The sequence below is a fragment of the Lysobacter sp. P5_B9 genome (assembly GCF_054049835.1).
The window spans coordinates 97,621-116,556 of the sequence record NZ_JBFULP010000002.1 but is presented as its reverse complement, the minus strand read 5'-3'; the positions used below and the strand labels follow the sequence as shown (position 1 = coordinate 116,556).

The 18,936-nt window shown below is 68.3% G+C and carries 11 protein-coding genes; 7 read left to right on the top strand and 4 right to left on the bottom strand.

What is annotated here, in order from left to right; translation table 11 throughout:
* Positions 1-95 precede the first annotated feature (95 nt).
* Positions 96-1,790, bottom strand: a complete 1,695-nt coding sequence (gene rhlB / locus ACXJJ9_RS05650; protein WP_457096252.1) for an ATP-dependent RNA helicase RhlB — start codon at positions 1,788-1,790, stop codon at positions 96-98.
* Between the two features lie 250 nt (positions 1,791-2,040).
* Here rhlB and trxA point away from each other — a divergent pair, with 250 nt between their 5' ends.
* The 3 genes from trxA to ACXJJ9_RS05635 all read left to right on the top strand — a co-directional run bounded on the left by trxA (position 2,041) and on the right by ACXJJ9_RS05635 (position 5,572).
* On the top strand, positions 2,041-2,367 hold the full coding sequence (trxA, locus tag ACXJJ9_RS05645; RefSeq protein ID WP_310054471.1) for a thioredoxin: 327 nt from the start codon (positions 2,041-2,043) through the stop codon (positions 2,365-2,367).
* Positions 2,368-2,746: 379 nt separating this feature from the next.
* Entirely contained in the window at positions 2,747-4,399 is a 1,653-nt protein-coding gene (gene rho / locus ACXJJ9_RS05640; RefSeq protein ID WP_457096251.1) for a transcription termination factor Rho, read from the top strand.
* 138 nt (positions 4,400-4,537) lie between these two features.
* The gene (locus ACXJJ9_RS05635; RefSeq protein ID WP_457096250.1) at positions 4,538-5,572 is read left to right on the top strand and encodes a LacI family DNA-binding transcriptional regulator; all 1,035 of its coding nucleotides are present in this window, start codon (positions 4,538-4,540) and stop codon (positions 5,570-5,572) included.
* A 40-nt stretch (positions 5,573-5,612) separates the two neighbouring features.
* Here the strand turns inward: ACXJJ9_RS05635 and ACXJJ9_RS05630 are convergent, their stop codons facing one another.
* Together ACXJJ9_RS05630 and ACXJJ9_RS05625 are read right to left on the bottom strand one after the other, a co-directional pair.
* Positions 5,613-7,262 carry an alpha-amylase family glycosyl hydrolase gene (locus ACXJJ9_RS05630; protein ID WP_457096585.1) on the bottom strand — a complete coding sequence of 550 codons (1,650 nt, stop codon included), beginning with the start codon at positions 7,260-7,262 and terminating at the stop codon, positions 5,613-5,615.
* Between the two features lie 92 nt (positions 7,263-7,354).
* Entirely contained in the window at positions 7,355-8,884 is a 1,530-nt protein-coding gene (locus ACXJJ9_RS05625) for an MFS transporter (protein ID WP_457096249.1), read from the bottom strand.
* Between the two features lie 159 nt (positions 8,885-9,043).
* On the opposite strand from ACXJJ9_RS05625, the gene ACXJJ9_RS05620 reads away from it, so the two are divergent.
* The 4 genes from ACXJJ9_RS05620 to ACXJJ9_RS05605 all read left to right on the top strand — a co-directional run bounded on the left by ACXJJ9_RS05620 (position 9,044) and on the right by ACXJJ9_RS05605 (position 17,410).
* Entirely contained in the window at positions 9,044-10,660 is a 1,617-nt protein-coding gene (locus ACXJJ9_RS05620; protein WP_457096248.1) for an alpha-glucosidase family protein, read from the top strand.
* Between the two features lie 70 nt (positions 10,661-10,730).
* Positions 10,731-13,460: a pullulanase-type alpha-1,6-glucosidase gene (gene pulA / locus ACXJJ9_RS05615; RefSeq protein ID WP_457096247.1), complete on the top strand. Its 2,730-nt coding sequence runs from the start codon at positions 10,731-10,733 to the stop codon at positions 13,458-13,460.
* A 37-nt stretch (positions 13,461-13,497) separates the two neighbouring features.
* Positions 13,498-15,528 carry a glycoside hydrolase family 97 protein gene (locus ACXJJ9_RS05610; RefSeq protein WP_457096246.1) on the top strand — a complete coding sequence of 677 codons (2,031 nt, stop codon included), beginning with the start codon at positions 13,498-13,500 and terminating at the stop codon, positions 15,526-15,528.
* Between the two features lie 58 nt (positions 15,529-15,586).
* Positions 15,587-17,410: an alpha/beta hydrolase-fold protein gene (locus ACXJJ9_RS05605; protein WP_457096245.1), complete on the top strand. Its 1,824-nt coding sequence runs from the start codon at positions 15,587-15,589 to the stop codon at positions 17,408-17,410.
* Between the two features lie 43 nt (positions 17,411-17,453).
* Here ACXJJ9_RS05605 and ACXJJ9_RS05600 read toward each other — a convergent pair whose 3' ends face one another.
* A complete protein-coding gene (locus tag ACXJJ9_RS05600; RefSeq protein WP_457096244.1) occupies positions 17,454-18,878 on the bottom strand; it encodes a sugar porter family MFS transporter in 1,425 nt (474 codons plus the stop codon).
* Positions 18,879-18,936: the final 58 nt, after the last annotated feature.

The following is an 18,936-nucleotide window of genomic DNA, read 5'->3' as shown; positions in this document are numbered from 1 at the left end:
GGCTAGTCGTTGGCGGCGATGGCCGCCGCCACATCCCGGCGTGGCCGGGATGCGTGCCTGAGAGGTGGCGCGGATCGCGTGCGACCCGCGGCCCCTCAATGCTGCGAACTGGGCGCGCGCGTGACCAGCTTCTTCAGGCCGTGGCCGATGCGGGCAATCAGGCCCGGCTTCGCCCCCGCGGCGGCGGCAGCCGGCTTGGCCGGGACGTTCGCCGGTGACTTCGCCACCTGCACGGCACCCTCGGCGCCTTCGATCTTGCGTCCGCCACGACGGCGACGGCGCTTGCGCGGCGCATGCCCGGCCTCGTTCACGGCGACATTGGCCGCAACCGGTGCGGCGTGCGGCGCGGCGGGCGCTTCGGCACGCGGAGGACGCGGCGCGTGGGCTTCGCCCGGCGCGCGCTCAGTGCGCGCACGCGGGGCACCGGCCCGGGAACCGCCTTCGCGGCGACCGCCGCTGCGGGCACCGTCCTTGCCACCGCGGCTACGGCCACCGCCACGACGTTCTTCATCGGCGGCGCGCTGTTCGCGCGCTTCCTTGAAGATCGCGCCGATGCTTTCGCCGGCCTCGTCGCCCTCGCCACCCGCCGGGATCTCGCGCGGCGCGCGCGGCACCGCGACCAGCAGGTCGGCCTCGACCGCCGCGACCGGCAACTTCTGCTCGATATAGGCCTCGATGTCCGGCAGCGACATCGCATAGCGCTCGCAGGCGAAGCTGATCGCGTCGCCTTCCGCACCCAGCCGCGCCGTGCGGCCGATGCGGTGCACGTAGTCCTCGGCATCGAACGGCAGGTCGTAGTTGTAGACGTGGGAAACGCCATCGATGTGCAGGCCGCGTGCGGCCACGTCGGTGGCGACCAGGATCTCCAGCTGCCCGGCCTGGAACCTTTTCAGCAGCGACTCGCGCTTCTTCTGCGGCACGTCGCCGCTGAGCACGCCGACGCGGTAGCCGGCCCTTTCCAGCGCGCGCGCCACGCGCTCGACGAACGCCTTGGTGTTGACGAACACCATCGTGCGCGCGCCCTCGGAGCGTGAGAGCAGGCCGATCAGCAGCGGCAGTTTTTCCTCGTCGGCCGGGAAGTAGATCTTCTGGCGAACCTTGGCCGCGGTGATGAATTCGGTTTCGACCACGAGCTTTTCCGGCTCGTTCATGTGCTCGTAGGCGAGTTCCAGCACGCGGTGCGACAGCGTCGCCGAGAACAGCAGGGTCTGGCGCGTGGTGCGCTCGGGCATGCGCCGCAGCAGGAAGCGGATGTCCTTGATGAAGCCGAGGTCGAACATGCGGTCGGCCTCGTCGAGCACGCACATCTCGCAGGCGTGCAGGGAGACGACGCGATGCTGCTTGACGTAGTCGATCAGGCGCCCGGGCGTGGCGATGATGATGTCGGCGCCCTTCTGCAGGATCTCGCGCTGCTTGTCGTAGTCGACGCCGCCGTAGACCAGGGCGAACTTGAGGCCCAGGTCGCTGCCGAACTTGACCGCGTCCTTGTGGATCTGGATCGCCAGTTCCCGGGTCGGGGCCAGGATCAGCGCGCGCGGGTCTTCCGGCTTGCGCTCGGCGAGGGCGGGACGGGTCAGCAGGCGGTTCATCACCGCCACCAGGAAGGCGAGGGTCTTGCCGGTGCCGGTCTGGGCCTGGCCGGCGACGTCGCGGCCATTCAGGGCCAGCGGCAGGGTCAGCGCCTGGATCGGGGTGCAGCGGGTGAAGCCAGCGGCTTCCAGGCCGGCCAGCAGGGACGGGTGCAGTTCGAACGAGTCGAACGTGATGTCGGTTAGCGGTTTGTCGCTCATGGATTTCTGTGTTTCATCGCGAAGGCCGCGCTGCCGTGGGCAGCGCTTGCATGGGGGCGGCCTGCCATCGCAGACTGCCGGGGCCGGGCTCGCCGGCTCGGTTTGACGTAGGCGCCAGGACTTGAAGCCGGCGCGAAACGCCCCAGTTTAACCCAGCCTGCGGTCCCACCGGTCCGGTCATCCGGTCCGTGGTCCCCTTTACTTACCCGCCCCGCGCTCCTGCTGGGGCCCCAAGCTCCAGGAGATGCGCGTGAGCGACAAAGTGATGCATGTCGGCGATGCCGATTTCGATGCCGTCGTGCTGGGCTCGTCGGAGCCGGTGCTCGTCGATTTCTGGGCTGAATGGTGCGGCCCCTGCAAGATGATCGCTCCGGCCCTCGACGAGCTGGCCGACACCTACGCCGGCAAGGCCAGGATCGTGAAGGTCAACGTCGACCACAACCGCGCCAGCGCGATGAAGTACCACGTGCGCTCGATCCCCATGCTGCTGCTGTTCAAGAACGGCCAGATCCACTCCCAGCAGATCGGCGCGGTGGGCAAGGCCCAGCTGAGCCAGATGCTCGACAAGGCGCTGTAAGGGCCTGCGCAGCTGAACCGGTCCGTGGCAGCCTTGCCGCGGACCCGCTGGAACGACCCGTGACGGCCTTGCCGCGGGCCCGCTGGGAACGACCCGTGGCAGCCTTGCCGCGGACCCGCTGAAACGACCCGTGGCAGCCTTGCCGCGGACCCGCTGAAACGACCCGTGGCCGACTTTTACCCCTCGCTGCGGCTCGTTCATCATTATCGGGACTGAACTTGTGTCGCGGCGCGCTTGCCGCCACGCGGCCGCGGTGCTAGTTTCGCCCTGCAGGCAAGCCGATATGTACTCGGCGCCGCGCCCCTCTTCTCAATGACCCACGTCCCTGACGTCCCGCTCGCAGACCGCGAGCGCTCGCCGCTTAGCGAGGATTCCCTGCTTGTCCGATAACACCCCCGACTCCGGCGAAATCGTCGAGAAGCGCGTGCGCAAGGCACGCGTCGTGAAGGCCGATGCGCCGGCCGCCGCCGAACAATCCGCCCCACCGCCCGCACCGCGCGAATCCGCGCCGCCGCCGGCCCCGTCCGCAGGCGAAGCCGCCCCGGCGGCCGCTGCCAACGACGCCGCGTCTGCCCAGGGCGGCGGTGGCGACCACGGCCAGCAAGGCCGCGACTTCGACAAGGGCGGTGGTGGCAACCGCCGCGACCGCTTCCGCAACCGCCGCGACCGCCAGCGCGACCGCTACCGCGACGGCGGCATGCAGGACGACGGCGGCGGCAACGAGACCTTCGTCCCGCGCCCGCACCCGCAGGTGCCCGAGGGCTTCCCGGTCTACTCGCTGGGCGACCTCAAGCGCATGCCCGCGAACCGCCTGCTGGACATCGCCGAACAGCTGCAGATCCAGGAAGGCGTGGCCCGCGCCCGCAAGCAGGACGTCATCTTCGCCGTCCTCAAGGTCCTGACCCGTCACGCTGAAGGCGTCGCCGCCGACGGCGTGCTGGAAATCCTGCCGGACGGCTTCGGCTTCCTGCGCTCGCACGAGGCCAGCTATCTCGCCGGACCGGACGACACCTACATCTCGCCCAGCCAGATCCGCCGCTTCAACCTGCGCACCGGCGACCACCTGTCCGGCCGCATCCGCTGGCCGAAGGACGGCGAGCGCTATTTCGCCCTGGCCGTGGTCGACACGATCAACGGCGAGCCGCTGGAAGCGTCGAAGAACAAGGTCCTCTTCGAGAACCTCACCCCGCTGTTCCCGCGCCGCAAGTTCAAGCTCGAGCGCGCCGACGGTTCGACCGAGGACATCACCGGCCGCATCCTCGACCTGATGGCACCGCAGGGCAAAGGCCAGCGCGCCCTGATCGTCTCGCCGCCCAAGGCCGGCAAGACGATGATGATGCAGCAGGTGGCCACGGCCATCACGCACAACCACCCGGACGTGCACCTGATCGTGCTGCTGGTGGACGAGCGTCCGGAAGAAGTGACCGAAATGCAGCGCACCGTGCGCGGCGAAGTGGTCTCCTCGACGTTCGACGAGCCCGCCGCCCGCCACGTGCAGGTCGCCGAAATGGTGATCGAGCGCGCCAAGCGCCTGGTCGAGCACAAGAAGGACGTCGTGATCCTGCTCGACTCGATCACCCGCCTAGCCCGCGCCTACAACAACGTCGTGCCCTCCTCGGGCAAGGTCCTGTCCGGCGGCGTCGACGCCAACGCCCTGCACCGCCCGAAGCGCTTCTTCGGCGCAGCGCGCAACGTCGAGGAAGGCGGCTCGCTGACCATCATCGCCACCGCGCTGATCGACACCGGCTCGAAGATGGACGAGGTGATCTACGAAGAGTTCAAGGGCACCGGCAACTCGGAAGTCCACCTCAACCGCCGTATCGCCGAGAAGCGCGTGTACCCGGCCATCGACATCAACCGCTCGGGCACCCGCCGCGAGGACCTGCTGATCGAGCCGGAGTTGCTGCAGAAGATCTGGATCCTGCGCAAGCTGCTGCACGGCATGGACGAGATCGGCGCGATGGAGTTCCTGCTCGACAAGATGAAGACCACCAAGTCGAACGACGAGTTCTTCAGTTCGATGAAGCGCTGAGCCGCCCCGCGCGGTTCCGCCACCGACGACGCCGGCTTCGCGCCGGCGTCGTCGTTTTTGCCACCCCCCCATCGCGGCTTGCGGTGATCTGCCGCTTTCCGACTACACTCGGCGCGTTTCCGACGCTTCCCGGTCCGCATGCGCAGCAAGAAGTCCCGCGCCACTTCCGTCGACATCGCCCATCGCGCCGGCGTTTCCCAGGCCACCGTATCGCGCGTCCTCCGCGGCAGCCCGCTGGTGAATCCGGAAACGCGCGAGCGCGTGCTCGAAGCAGTGCGCGAACTCAACTACAAGGTCGACCATCGCGCCTCGAGCCTGCGCACGCAGCGTTCGGGCACGCTGGCCCTGTTGCTGTTCGAGGACCCGACCCCGGACGAGTCGCACATCAACCCGTTCTTCCTGTCGATGCTCGGTTCGATCACGCGCGCCTGCGCGCGCCACCGCCATGACCTGCTGGTGTCGTTCCAGCAGCTCTCCGACGACTGGCACGCCGATTACGAAGACAGCATGAAGGCCGACGGCCTGATCCTGCTCGGCTACGGCGACTACATGGCCTATCGCAGCAAGCTCGAGCAGCTGGTCGAACACGGCACGCACTTCGTGCGCTGGGGCGCGGTGCTGCCCGACCAGCCGGGCATCTCGATCGGTTGCGACAACTTCCAGGGCGGCCAGCTCGTGGGCGAACACCTGCTGGGCCTGGGACGCAAGCGCGTCGCCTTCCTCGGCCACGCCTCCAACCACTATCCCGAATTCTTCGACCGCTATCGCGGTTGCGACGCGGCGCTGCAGAAGGGCGGCGCATCGATGCACGTCGACCTGCAGGTCGACGCCGAGAGTTCGGAGGAAGCCGGCTATGCCGCGGCGCTGGCGCTGATGGAACGCGGACGCCCGTTCGATGCACTGTTCGCCGCCAGCGACCTCATCGCGATCGGTGCGATGCGCGCCCTGGTCGAGCACGGCCGCCACGTGCCGTGGGACGTCGCGGTGGTCGGCTTCGACGACATCCCGATGGCGCGCGTCGCCAGCCCGCCGCTGACTTCGGTGATCCAGGACACCTCGCGCGCCGGCGAACTGCTGGTGGAGACGCTGCTCAAGCGGGTGCGTGCCGAACCCGTCGACAGCGTGATGCTGCCGCCGTCGCTGGTGGTCCGAAGGTCGAGCACCGTCGGTTGACCGCCGGCTCCCTCCGCGACGCGAAGGGAGCAGCCATGCCTCAATCGCGCGGGTGTGCGCCGCCGCGGGCGCGCGCCAGTGCCGCACGCAACGCCGGCTGGGTCACCGCCGCATCGAGGACGTAGACCTCGACGCCGTGCGCCGGCACGGTCGCCTGCAGCGCGCCGCCCTCGGCGACATCGACGTCGCCCCCGCCTAGTGCCGCGCGCCAACGTCCCGCCTGCAGCATGTCCGTGACCGCGAACGCCGCCGGCGTCGCGCCCTTGTTGAGCAGCACCAGGGCGATCTGGTGCGTACCGCCCTGCTGCAGCACGCGATAGAACACGGCGCGTTCGCCCTGCATCAGCACGTTGACCTGCAGTCCGCGCTGCAATGCCGGCGTGGCCGCGCGCAGGGAGCCGATGCGCTTGAGCGACTGGTAGATCGCGCTGCGCGGTGCGGCGTCGATACGTTCCTGGCCGAAGTAGTTGCGGTTGCCCATGTGCTCGGCGGTGCCACGCTCGAAGCCGGTCTCCGAACCGTAGTAGATGACCGGGATGCCGCGCGTGGTGAACAGGAAGTTGTTGGCGTCGATGAAGCCGTCATCGCTGGCGTCGAGCCGCGCCATGTCGTGGTTGTCGTAGAAGGTCATCAGCTCGTACGGGTTCTGGTACGGGCCGTCCTCCAGGTACAGGCGCTCGGCGATGCGTTCGAACCCACCACCCTTGCGTCCGAAGACTTCCGCCACGCGCTCCTTCAGCGGGAAGTCGAGCACGCTCACGCCGGCGTTGCGCGGCAGCGTGTGCGCGGCGATGGTCGCGGCGTCGTAGTCGAAGGCCTCGCCGAACATGAAGAAGCCCGGGTGCTTCGCGCGGATCCGCGTGGTGAAGGCATGCCAGTACGCATGCGGCATCCACGGGATCGTGTCGATGCGGAACGCGTCCGCGCCCTGGTCGATCCATTGCGAGTACGCGCCGACGAAGTACTCCAGCACCTGCGGGTTGTTCTCGTTGATGTCCGACAGCTGCGCCAGCCCGGGATGCGTGTTGTAGAACGCATGCAGCGGGTTGTGCGCGGGATCGAGCTTGTCCGGCGCCAGGTTCTGGTGGTCGGCGAGCAGCTTGCCGTCCTTGTCGTAGATCTCGCCGAACTTCGGCTGGTCCGCCGGCATCGTGTAGGACGGCGAGCCGTGGTTGCAGACGATGTCGAGCACCGTCTTCAGGCCGTTCCGCTTCAGGCCCCTGGTGAGGCCGGCGAAATCGAGGTTGGCGCTGGGCAGGTGTTCGTCGAGCTTGTAGAAATTCACCCCCCAGTAGCCATGGAAACCGGTCTTGCCGCGATCGGTGAACATGCTGCCCCATGCCACCGGATCGCCGCCGGTAAAGGCCTCGTCAGGTTGGTCCACGATCGGCGTTACCCACACCGCTCCAAAACCCATGCCGCGGATGTAGTCGGCGTTGTCGAGCAGGCCTTTGAAGTCGCCGCCGAGGTAGCCGATGTTGTCGCTGTGCCCCGCCGGTGCGCCGGGCACCGGACGGTCGAACGTGTGGTTGGGACCTGCCGCCTGCTCGCGCTGGTCGTTGGCGGGATCGCCATTGACGAAGCGGTCGGTGAGGACGAAGTACACCGCGTTGGCCGCCAATGGTTCGGCGGTGCCGATGTAGTCGTTCGCGCTCGCCGCCTGGTTCGCCCGCGGCTTCGGCGCATCCATGGCGGGCGACGGCGCAGCGGCTTCACGCGCGCATCCGGCCAGCAGCAGGGCGCAGGCCACCGTGAGCAGGCGACGTTCCATGTGCGGATTCCTCACGGATTGGCCGCCGCGACGGCCGCATTGGGCGCGGGCTCGCGCACGCGCAGCACGCACAACCCGGCCACCAGCAGACTGATGCCGCCGATCACCAGCGCGTAGATCGGCTGGCTGCCGAAGAACACCTTCAGCAGCACGCCGAGCAGGCTCGCCGCGACCAGCTGCGGGATGACGATGAAGAAATTGAAGATGCCCATGTACACGCCCATCTTCTGCGCCGGCACGCTGTCGGACAGCAACGCATACGGCAACGACAGGATCGAGGCCCAGGCAAAGCCGACGCCGACCATCGACAGCAGCAGCCACTGCGGATCGCGGATGACCGCGAACGACAGCAGGCCCAGGCCGCCGAGCGTGGCGTTGATCAGGTGGCTGATGCGCAGGCCCCAGCGCTTCACCATCCACGGAATCAGTACCGCCGCCAGCGCGGCGAAGCCGTTGTAGGCGGCAAACAGCACGCCGACCCAGTTCGCGCCTTCGTTGTACGCGGCCGTGGTCGTGTCGGTGCTGCCGTAATGCACGCTTGTCACCGCGCCGGTGGTGTAGATCCACATCGCGAACAGCGCGAACCAGGAGAAGAACTGGACGACGGCGAGCTGCCGCATCGTCGGCGGCATGTCGTAGAGGTCGTCCATGATGTGGCTGAAGGCGCCTTCGCCCTGCCGCAGCGAACGCAGCAGCAAGGCGACTCCGTAGGCCGTGAGCAGGCCGGCGAAGATGTACAGCTGCCGGTCCCAACCGCCCAGCGCCACGGCGATGACGCCGATGCTGCCGGCCAGGAGCCAGGCCAGGGCATTGCGGCGCACGCGTGCGGCATCGCGCGGCCGGCGCGCCAGCGGTGGCGCCTCGTCCCACGCGTGCAGTTTCTCGGGCGGATATTCGCGGGTGCGCAGCACCGTCCAGGCGATCGCGAGCAGCAGCACGGCGCCGCCGGCATAGAAGGCATAACGCACGGTATCGGGCACTTCGCCCGGGCCTGCGGTATTCGACACGCCGTACTTCGCCAGCAACCACGGCAGCAGGCTCGCCACCACCGCGCCCACGCCGATGAAGAAGCTCTGCATCGCATAGCCGCTGGCGCGCTGCCGTACCGGCAACTGGTCGCCGACGAAGGCGCGGAACGGCTCCATCGAGATGTTGATCGACGCGTCCAGCATCCACAGCAGGCCCGCCGCCATCCACAACGCCGACACGTTCGGGAACAGCAGCAGCGCGATCGACGCGAGCACCGCGCCAACCATGAAATACGGTCGCCGGCGTCCCAGTCCCGTCCACGTCCGGTCGGACAGATAGCCCACGATCGGCTGCACGATCAGTCCGGTCAGTGGCGCGGCGATCCACAGGCCCGGCAGGGTGTCCATGTCGGCGCCGAGCGTCTGGAAGATGCGGCTGACGTTCGCGTTCTGCAGCGCAAACCCGAACTGGATGCCGAGGAAGCCGAAACACATGTTCCAGATCTGCCAGAACGACAACTGCGGCTTCCCGTGGGCGATGCCCCCACCCTGCTGCGCGGCGCTTTGCTTCATCTGGTTTCCTTGAACTTTGGAAGGCACGCATCGTAGTCAGTGCCCGCACTGCACAATGAAATGTAATCGTATTCAAGCGTCACCGTGACCATGCGCCCGCTCGCCGGGTACCGCGGCGTGGAATAGTCGCGGCTGTGACGGAATTGGGGCCGAGGGCCGATGGCGACGAACCGCTGGTGGCGTGGCGCGGTGATCTACCAGATCTACCCGCGCAGCTTCCTGGACACCAACGGTGACGGCGTCGGCGACCTGCCCGGGATCGTCGACAGGCTCGACCATGTCGCCAGCCTCGGCGTGGACGCGATCTGGATCTCGCCTTTCTTCAAGTCGCCGATGGCCGACTTCGGCTACGACATCGCCGACTACCGCGATGTCGACCCGCTGTTCGGCACCCTGGCCGACTTCGAACGCCTGCTGGCGAAGGCGCACGCGCTGGGCCTGCGAGTGATGATCGACCAGGTGCTCAGCCACACGTCGATGGAACATGAGTGGTTCAGGCAGAGCCGCGAAAGCCGCGACAACGCGCGTGCCGACTGGTACGTGTGGGCGGACGCGAAGCCCGACGGCACGCCGCCCAACAACTGGCTGTCGCTGTTCGGTGGGATGGCGTGGACGTGGGAACCGCGGCGCGGCCAGTACTACCTGCACAACTTCCTGTCCTCGCAGCCCGACCTGAACTTCCATAACCCGTACGTGCGCGCCGCCACGCTCGACAACGTGCGCTTCTGGCTCGACAAGGGCGTCGACGGCCTGCGCCTGGACGCGATCAACTTCTGCTTCCACGACGCGCAGCTGCGCGACAACCCGCCCAAGCCGGCGGAACTGCGCACCGGGCGCGGCTTCAGCCCCGACAACCCGTACGCGTTCCAGTACCACCACCACAACAACACGCAGCCGGAAAACCTGCAGTTCCTCGGCGAGCTGCGCGCGCTGCTGGACCGCTATCCCGACGCGACCACGCTAGGCGAGATCTCCTCGGAGGACTCGCTGGCGACGATGACCGAGTACTGCAACGACCAGCGCCTGCACATGGGCTACAGCTTCGAGCTGCTGACCGACGACTTCAGCGTCGCCTACATCCGCGGCACGGTCGAACGGCTCGAAGCGACGATGACGGAAGGCTGGCCGTGCTGGGCGATCTCCAACCACGACGTGCGGCGCGCGGTGACGCGCTGGGGCGGCGCCGGCGCCAGCGGGACGTTCGCCGCCCAACTGGTGGCGATGGTGTGCTCGCTGCGCGGCTCGGTGTGCCTGTACCAGGGCGAGGAACTCGGCCTGCCCGAGGCCGACGTGCCGTACGAGGCGCTGCAGGATCCCTACGGCAAGACCTTCTGGCCCAACTTCAAGGGCCGCGACGGCTGCCGCACGCCGATGCCGTGGGACGACACGGCACAGGCCGGCTTCAGCGACGGCAAGCCGTGGCTGCCGATTCCCGCCGACCACATCGCGCGCAACGTTTCCGCACAGGATGCCGATCCGCACTCGGTGCTCAACGCTGCACGCGCCTTCCTGCGTTGGCGCCGGACGCAACCGGCGCTGCGCGAGGGCGCGATCCATTTCCTCGATACATCCGAGCCCGTGCTGGCCTTCGTGCGCGAATGCGAGTCGCAGCGGCTGCTGGTGGCCTTCAACCTGTCGGGCACCGCGATCGACGTGCCGTTGCCGCTCGACGTGCCCGTGCAGGCGATCACCGCGCCAGGCGTCGCCAACGGCCGTGTCGACGGCGGCGTGCTGCAGCTACCCGCGCATGGCGCGTTCTACGCCACGCTCGATTGAGAAGGCCCGCCCGCGGCCCCCTTTCCTGTCATCGGGAAAGGGCGCGTGGCTACCTGATCGCCATGGCCTCATGCCGGGATTGGTGTCGCTCCTGCTGCTTGGCCTGGCCGCATCCGGCCGGGCCGACGCGCGCGCACCAGCGCACGCCGATTGCGACGCGGCCGCATATGCGAAGGTGCTGGCACCGATCGCACGCAGCGAAGCCGACGCGCGCGCGTACTGGCTCGATGCGCAGTTCCTGAAGTGGCCGGGGTCGAACGGCCCGGGGAGCTATCGGATCTACCACTCCGCGCAGGCGCGGTTGCGCGCGGAACGCGGCCAGCCGGTGCGCGGCGCAGACGGCAGCATCGAGGTCGGTGTTCCCGATACCTTGCCGGCATCGTTGTTCGAGCGCTTTGGTTTCGTTGCGGACGGCGTGGAACTGGCGGTCACCCGCAAGGACCTCGCCAAGGTTCCGCAGTTCCTGACGGGTCAGATGCTGCTGGTGCAGGAAGACGAAGCCGGCCGCGTACTGGACGCGACCCATGTGCAGGCGCCGGGCGCACTCGACAGCCTGTACGCCCGCGCAGCCGGGGACACCACGCTCGGATTGTCGGCGGGTGCAGCCCGCACCGGCTTCCGGTTGTGGGCACCGACGGCGCAGGCCGTGGCGCTGTGCCTCTACGGCGACGGCACGGGCCCGGCTACCCGCACCGCGCCATTGCAGCGCGATGCCACGACGGGCATATGGTCCGCGACCATCGCGGCCGACTTGCGGACGCAGTACTACACCTACCTGGTCGACGTGTTCGTGCCGGGCCTGGGCTTGGTGCGCAACCGCGTCACCGATCCGTATTCGATCGGCCTCACCACCAATTCGAAGCGCAGCTACATCGCCGACCTCGATGATGCCGCATTGAAGCCGCCGGGTTGGGACGACGCGCCGCGCCCCGCGCCGCTGGCAGCGCAGACCGACATGTCGATCTACGAGTTGCACGTGCGGGACTTCTCCATCGGCGATGCCAGCGTTTCGCAGCAGCATCGCGGCAAGTACCTCGCCTTCACCGATACCGCCTCCAACGGCATGCGCCATTTGCGCGCGTTGCGCGAAGCCGGGCTCAGCGATATCCACCTGCTGCCGGTGTTCGACATCGCGACCATTCCCGAGTCCGGCTGCGTCACGCCCACGGTGCCCGCGGCGGCGCCGGACAGCGAGGCGCAGCAGGCGGCGGCGATGGCGCAGGCCGCGCGCGACTGCTTCAACTGGGGCTACGACCCGTACCACTACAGCGTGCCCGAGGGCAGCTACGCGAGTGATGCCGGCGACGCCGCGGTGCGCATCCGCGAGTTCCGCGCGATGGTGATGGCGTTGCATGCGGCGGGGCTGCGCGTGGGCATGGACGTGGTCTACAACCACACCACCGTGGCGGGGCAGCAGGAGCGTTCGGTACTCGATCGCATCGTGCCCGGCTACTACCAGCGCCTGGATGCCGACGGCAAGGTGGAGCGCTCGACCTGCTGCGCCAACACCGCCACCGAGCATCTGATGATGGCCAGGCTGATGGCCGATTCTGTGGCGCTGTGGGCCCGGCAGTACCGCATCGACTCGTTCCGTTTCGACCTGATGGGCCACCAGCCGCGCGCGGCGATGGAACAGGTGCAGCAACGCGCCGATGCCGCCGCCGGCCGCCACATCAACCTGATCGGCGAAGGCTGGAACTTCGGCGAGATCGCCGACGGCAAGCGCTTCGTCCAAGCCTCGCAGTTGTCGCTGCAGGACTCGGGCATCGGCACCTTCAGCGACCGCGCCCGCGATGCGCTGCGCGGTGGCGGTTGCTGCGACAGCGGCACCGAGGTCGTCACCACGCAGGGCTATCTCAATGGCCTGTTCTACGCGCCCAACGCGCTGAGCGCCGGCCTACACACGCGCGCGGACCTGCTGCGCGCCGCCGATCTCGCCCGCGTCGGCCTCGCCGGCACGCTGCGCGACTACCGCCTGCAAACCGCCGACGGCCACGAGCAGCCGCTGCGCGAGATCGACTACAAGGGCCAGCCCGCCGGCTACGCGGCGCAGCCCGCGGAAGTGGTCAATTACGTGGAGAACCACGACAACCAGACCCTGTTCGACATCGACGCGATGAAACTGCCGCGCGATACGTCCCCGGCGGATCGGGCCCGCGTGCAGCTGCTCGGCGCGGCCTTCGTCGCCTTCAGCCAGGGCGTGGCGTACTTCCATGCCGGCATGGACGTGCTGCGTTCCAAGTCGCTGGACCGCAACAGCTTCGATTCGGGCGACTGGTTCAACCGGCTCGACTGGAGCTACCGCGACAACTTCTTCGGTAGTGGCTTGCCCCCAGCCAGCGACAACGGCAAGGACTGGGACCTGCTGCGGCCGCTGCTGGCCGAAGCGGCCATCAAGCCGACGCCCGGCGACATCGCGTTCATGCGCGACGGCTTCCGAGACCTGCTGCGCATCCGCGCCAGCTCGACCCTGTTCCGCCTGCGCACCGCCGCCGAGGTCCAGCAGCGGCTGCGCTTCCGCAACACCGGCCGCGACCAGAATCCGCTGGTGATCGCGGCGCACCTGGACGGCGGTGACTACGACGGCGCGAACTTCCGCGATGTTTTGTACCTCATCAACGTGTCACCGCAGGCACAGGCCCTTGTGCTGCCGGAAGAAGCCGGCAAGCGCTACGTACTGCATCCGGTGCAGCGCGCCGCCAGTGCAGCCGACGGGCGCGCTGCGGAAGCGCGCTTCGATGCGCCCCAGGGCCGCTTCGTGGTGCCGCCGCGGACGGCCGTGGTGTTCGTGGTCGAGTGAAGCGTTTCAACCCCGATAAATCTGCAAAGGAATTCCGATGCGTGTTGTGTTGCCCGCTCTCCTGCTGATGGCGCTGGTCGTTCCGGCCCATTCCGAAACCGTCGCCACGGTCGCATCGCCCGACGGCGCGTTGAAGGTGGAATTGGACCTCAACGGCGAAGGCCGGCTCGCCTATCGCGTGGCGCGCAAGGGTACGCCGCTGATCAGCGACTCCCGGCTCGGCTTCCTCCTGCGCAACGGTCGCGAACTGCTGCGCAACCTCAAGCTCGAACAGCAATCGGCACGCGCCTTCGACGAGACCTGGGAGCAGCCGTGGGGCGAACGCCGTTTCGTCCGCAACCACTACAACGAACTGCGCGCCAGCTTCGTCGAGAGCGATCGCGACCACCGCCACTTCGACGTGGTGTTCCGTGTGTTCGACGACGGCGTCGGCTTCCGCTATGAGCTGCCCAAACAGCCGGCGCTGGACGAGGTCCAGATCCAGGACGAGCTGACCGAGTTCGCCATCGCGCAGCCGGCGACCGCGTGGTGGCTGCCCGCGTTCGAATGGAACCGCGAGGAATACCTGTACAACCGCACGCCGCTGGCGGAAGTGGGCGTGGCGCAGACCCCGATCACCCTGCGCACCGCCGACGGCACCCACCTCACCGTGCACGAGGCCGCGCTGGTGGACTACGCCGGCATGAACCTGGCGAAGGGCGAAGGCGGCCGGCTGCGCGCGATGCTGACGCCCGGAACCGACGGGGCCAAGGTCGTGCGCCACACGCCGTTCGCGACGCCATGGCGCACCATCCAGATCGCCGACCGCGCCGGCGGGCTGGTCGAGTCGAACCTGATCCTCAACCTCAACGAACCCAACAAGCTCGGCGACGTCAGCTGGTTCAAGCCGTCCAAGTACGTCGGTGTGTGGTGGTCGCTACACCTGGATGAGCAGACCTGGGGTACCGGACCCAGGCACGGCGCCACCACCCAGAACACGAAGCGCTACATCGACTTCGCCGCCAGATACGGTTTCCGCGGCGTGCTGGTGGAAGGCTGGAACGTGGGCTGGGACGGCGACTGGTTCGCCAACGGCTGGAACTTCGACTTCAGCAAACCGACGCCGGATTACGACATCGCAGCGCTCGCGGCGTATGCGAAGGCGAAAGGCGTGCACCTGATCGGCCACCACGAGACCGCCTGCGCGGTCAGTCATTACGAGCGGCAGATGGGCGCGGCGTTCGCGCTGTTCCAGCGCCTGGGCATCGACGCGGTGAAGACCGGGTACGTCTGCGACGCCGGCCAGATCGAGCGGCAGGACGCCGACGGCGGCCCGGTGGTGCGCGAATGGCACGAGGGCCAGTGGATGAGCAACCACCACCTGCGCGTGGTGCAGGAGGCGGCGAAGCACCACATCGCCATCGACACGCACGAGCCGATCAAGGACACCGGCCTGCGCCGCACGTATCCGAACTGGGTCTCGCGCGAAGGCGCGCGCGGCCAGGAATTCAACGCCTGGGGCACTCCGCCCAATCCGCCCGAGCACGAGCCCAACCTGATCTTCACCCGAATGCTCGCCGGCCCGATGGATTTCACTCCGGGCGTGCTCAGCCTCAAGGGCCGCAATGGCCAGGCGATCCAGAACACCATGGCGCGCCAGCTCGCCGACTACGTGGTGCTGTACAGCCCGATCCACATGGCTGCGGACCTGCCCGAGCACTACGAACAGCACATGGACGCGTTCCAGTTCATCCGCGACGTGCCCGTGGACTGGCAGGAGACGCACGTGCTCAACGGCGAAGTCGGCGACTGCGCGACCATCGTGCGCAAGGATCGCAACAGCGCCGACTGGTACTTGGGCAGCGTGACCGACGAGAACGCGCGCACGCTGCAGGTGTCGCTGGACTTCCTCGATGCAGGGCGCACCTACGTCGCGCAGATCTACCGCGATGGCGACGGCGCGGACTGGAAGACCAACCCCTTCGCCTTCGTGCGCGAGACGCGCAAGGTCACGCGCGGCGACACGCTGACGCTGAAGCTCGGCGCGGGCGGTGGCGCGGCGATCCGTTTCCTGCCCGGGAAGAAGTGACGGCGCGAGCGATGTTCAACCCTGACCTGTACTGCTTCACTTGTCGAAGGAAACCCGCGTGAACCCTGCCCGCGTCGGCTCCGCCGTTCTTCTCCTTGCCGCATTGCTGGGCGGCGGCTGTGCCCATGTCGCGCCGGCGGCCACGGTGGCGCCAGAAGACATCGCGCAACGCTCGAAGGTCGACACGTTGCAGCTTGATGCCCCGGGCGTCGCGCCTGCGCCATTGCGCGTGCGCGTGTACCTGCCGCCGGATTACGACCCCCACGCCGCGATCGGTTATCCCGTGCTCTACGCGAACGACGGCCAGGACATGGAAGCGGTCGGCCTGCAGGCCACGCTCGCCGCGCTGTATGCGCAGAAGGAGATCCGTCCGCTCATCGTCGTTGCCATCGACATGCCGCCCGACCGCATGGGCGCCTACGGCCTGTCCGACCGCGCGCAGGCGCGCAGCCTGCCCGCGGTGACGAAGTACGGACCGGTGGGCACGCAGGCGCACGCGTACTCGGAATGGCTGGCGAAGACGGTGGTGCCGACGATCGACGCACGCTACCGCACGCGCACCACCCCGGACGCGCGCGCGGTACTGGGCTGGTCGCTGGGCGCGCTCAATGCGTTCAACCTGGGCTGGCAGTATCCGGAGCTGTTCGCGCGCGTGGGCGCTTTTTCGCCCTCGTTCTGGCTCTCGGCCGAGCGTGGCGACGCCCAGGCCGTACAGCGCACGCGGGTGGCGCAGCAGATGGTCGCAAGCAGCGCACCTCATTGGGGACTGCAGCAGTATTTCGCCGTCGGCACCAACGAGGAAACCGACGACCGCGATGGCGACGGCATCAACGACGCGCTCGACGACACCCGCGACCTGATCGACGGCTGGCGCGTCGGCGACGAGGTGAAAGCCAAGGGCCTGCGCCAGCTCGGCCATAGCGTGAACCTCGACTACACCGCGCATCCCGCGCGCAGCGAGGTCGCCCTCGCCGTGCTCGACGGCGGCCAGCACAACCAGGCGTCGTGGGCCAGGATGCTGCCCGGCTTCCTGCGCTGGGCCTACGCGGTGCGGGCGCCAGGCATCACGGCCACCGGCACGGTCGAGGGTTACCAGGACTTCCCGTCCGCGCATGTCGCCGCCCGCATTGTCGACGTGTGGCTGCCACCGGGTTACGCCGCGCATCCGCACAAGCGCTATCCGGTGCTGTACATGCACGACGGCCAGAACCTGTTCGATCCCGCGTTTTCGTTCTACTCGCACACCGACTGGGGCGTGGACGAGGCGATGACGAAGCTGATCGCCGAGGGCCGCGTGCGCGAGGCGATAGTCATAGGCGTCTGGAGCACGCCGCTGCGCCTGCAGGAGTACATGCCGCGCAAGCCGGTGACCGGCACGTCACTCGCCATCGGCGTCGAAGGCATGGGCGACCTGCCCGCTTCCAGCATCGTGTCCGACCAGTACCTCGACTTCGTCGTCCACGAGCTCAAGCCTTTCATCGATGCCACTTACCGCACGCGCCGTGGCCGCGACGACACCTTCGTCATGGGCTCGAGCATGGGCGGCCTCATCTCGCTGTATGCCGCCGCGGAATATCCGGACGTATTCGGCGGCGTCGGCGCGGTGTCGACGCACTGGCCGATCGGCAACGGCGTGATGATCGACTGGCTGGGCACCCACCTGCCCGATCCGCGCACGCACCGGCTGTATTTCGACCACGGCACCGCCACGCTCGACGCGCAGTACGCGCCCTTCCAGCAACGCGTCGACGCGATCGTGCGCACGCACGGCTATGTCGAAGGCCGCAACTTCAGCACGCGCGTGTTCGAAGGCGCGGAGCACTCCGAGCGGGCATGGAGCGCCCGCGTCGAGGTGCCTCTGGAATTCCTGCTCGGCAAGTGAATGATCCCCGGGCAGGCGTGCCTGCCCGGGCGATGGCACACCTTCAGTCGCGCATCGCTTCCAGTTCCATGCCCTTGGTCTCGCGCACGGCGCGGAGCACGAACACCAGCGACAGCACCGCGAAGGTGGCGTACAGGCCGTAGGCGAAGGTCAGGCCGATTTCGGCCAGCGAGGGGAAAGTCGCAGTGATCAGGAAGTTGGCCAGCCACTGCGCCGATGCGGCCACCGCCAGCGCGATCGCGCGGATGCGGTTGGGGAACATCTCGCCCAGCAGCACCCACACCATCGGTCCCCAGCTCAGGCCGAAGAACACGACGTAGGCGTTCGCCGCGACCAGGGCAGTCATGCCCCACGCGCCCGGCAGGATCAACTGCGCGCCGGTACCTGTCGCGTGGGCGAAGCACACGGCCATCAGTGCGAGGGTCAGCGCCATGCCGGCCGAGCCGACCACCAGCAACGGCTTGCGCCCGAGCCTGTCGACCAGCGCGATCGCGACCAGCGTGACTAGCACGTTGACGATCGAGGTGGCGACGGTGATGGAGAACGAATCCGCTTCGCTGAAGCCCACCGAGTGCCACAGCGTCGAGGAGTAATAGAAGATGACGTTGATGCCGACGAATTGCTGGAACACCGACAGCAGGATGCCGATCCACACCACCGGCAGCAGGCCGGCGCGCGGACCGCGCAGGTCGCGCAGCGTTGGCCGGTATTCCCGGCGCAGGCTGTGCTCGATGTCATGGAGCTTGCTGTCCAGGCTGGCCGGATCGCGCAAGCCGAGCACCTGCTGCAGCACGCCGCGCGCTTCGGCCAGGCGGCCCTTCGCCACCAGGTGGCGCGGCGATTCGGGCACGCCGAACACCAGCGCCCCGTAGACCAGCGCGGGCACCAGCGCCACCAGGAACATCCAGCGCCAGGCCTCCAGCCCGAACCACAGCGGCTGTGACGCGCCACCCGCGGCGCCCGCCAGCCACGCATCGCTGAGCAGCGAGGCGAAGATGCCCAGCACGATCGCCAGCTGCTGCAGCGAACCGAGACGGCCGCGAACGTGCGCCGGCGAGACCTCGGCGATGTAGGTCGGCGCTATCACTGAGGCGACCCCCACGCCGATGCCGCCCACGACGCGCCACAGGATCAGGTCCCACACGCCGAAGGCGAAGCCGGCGCCCACCGCGCTGATCGCCAGCAGCGCCGCGGCCACGCGCATGGTCTGCACGCGACCATGGCGGTCGGCCAGCGGGCCCGCATACCAGGCGCCCAGCGCCGAGCCGAGCAACGCGCAGGAAACCGCAAACCCCGTGGCCGCCGCGCTCAGGCCGAAGCTCCCGCGGATCGCGTCCACCGCGCCGTTGATCACCGCGGTGTCGTAACCAAAGAGGAAGCCGCCCAGCGCCGCCGCCGCCGAAATCAGCAGGACGCGGAGCGTCGCGTGCTGTTCCTGACCACCCACCATCGTCTCGATGCTGCTCATCACCCCTCCCAAGGTTCCGTGCCAGCTGCCGCGAAGCGCGGCCATCCGGCGATCATGC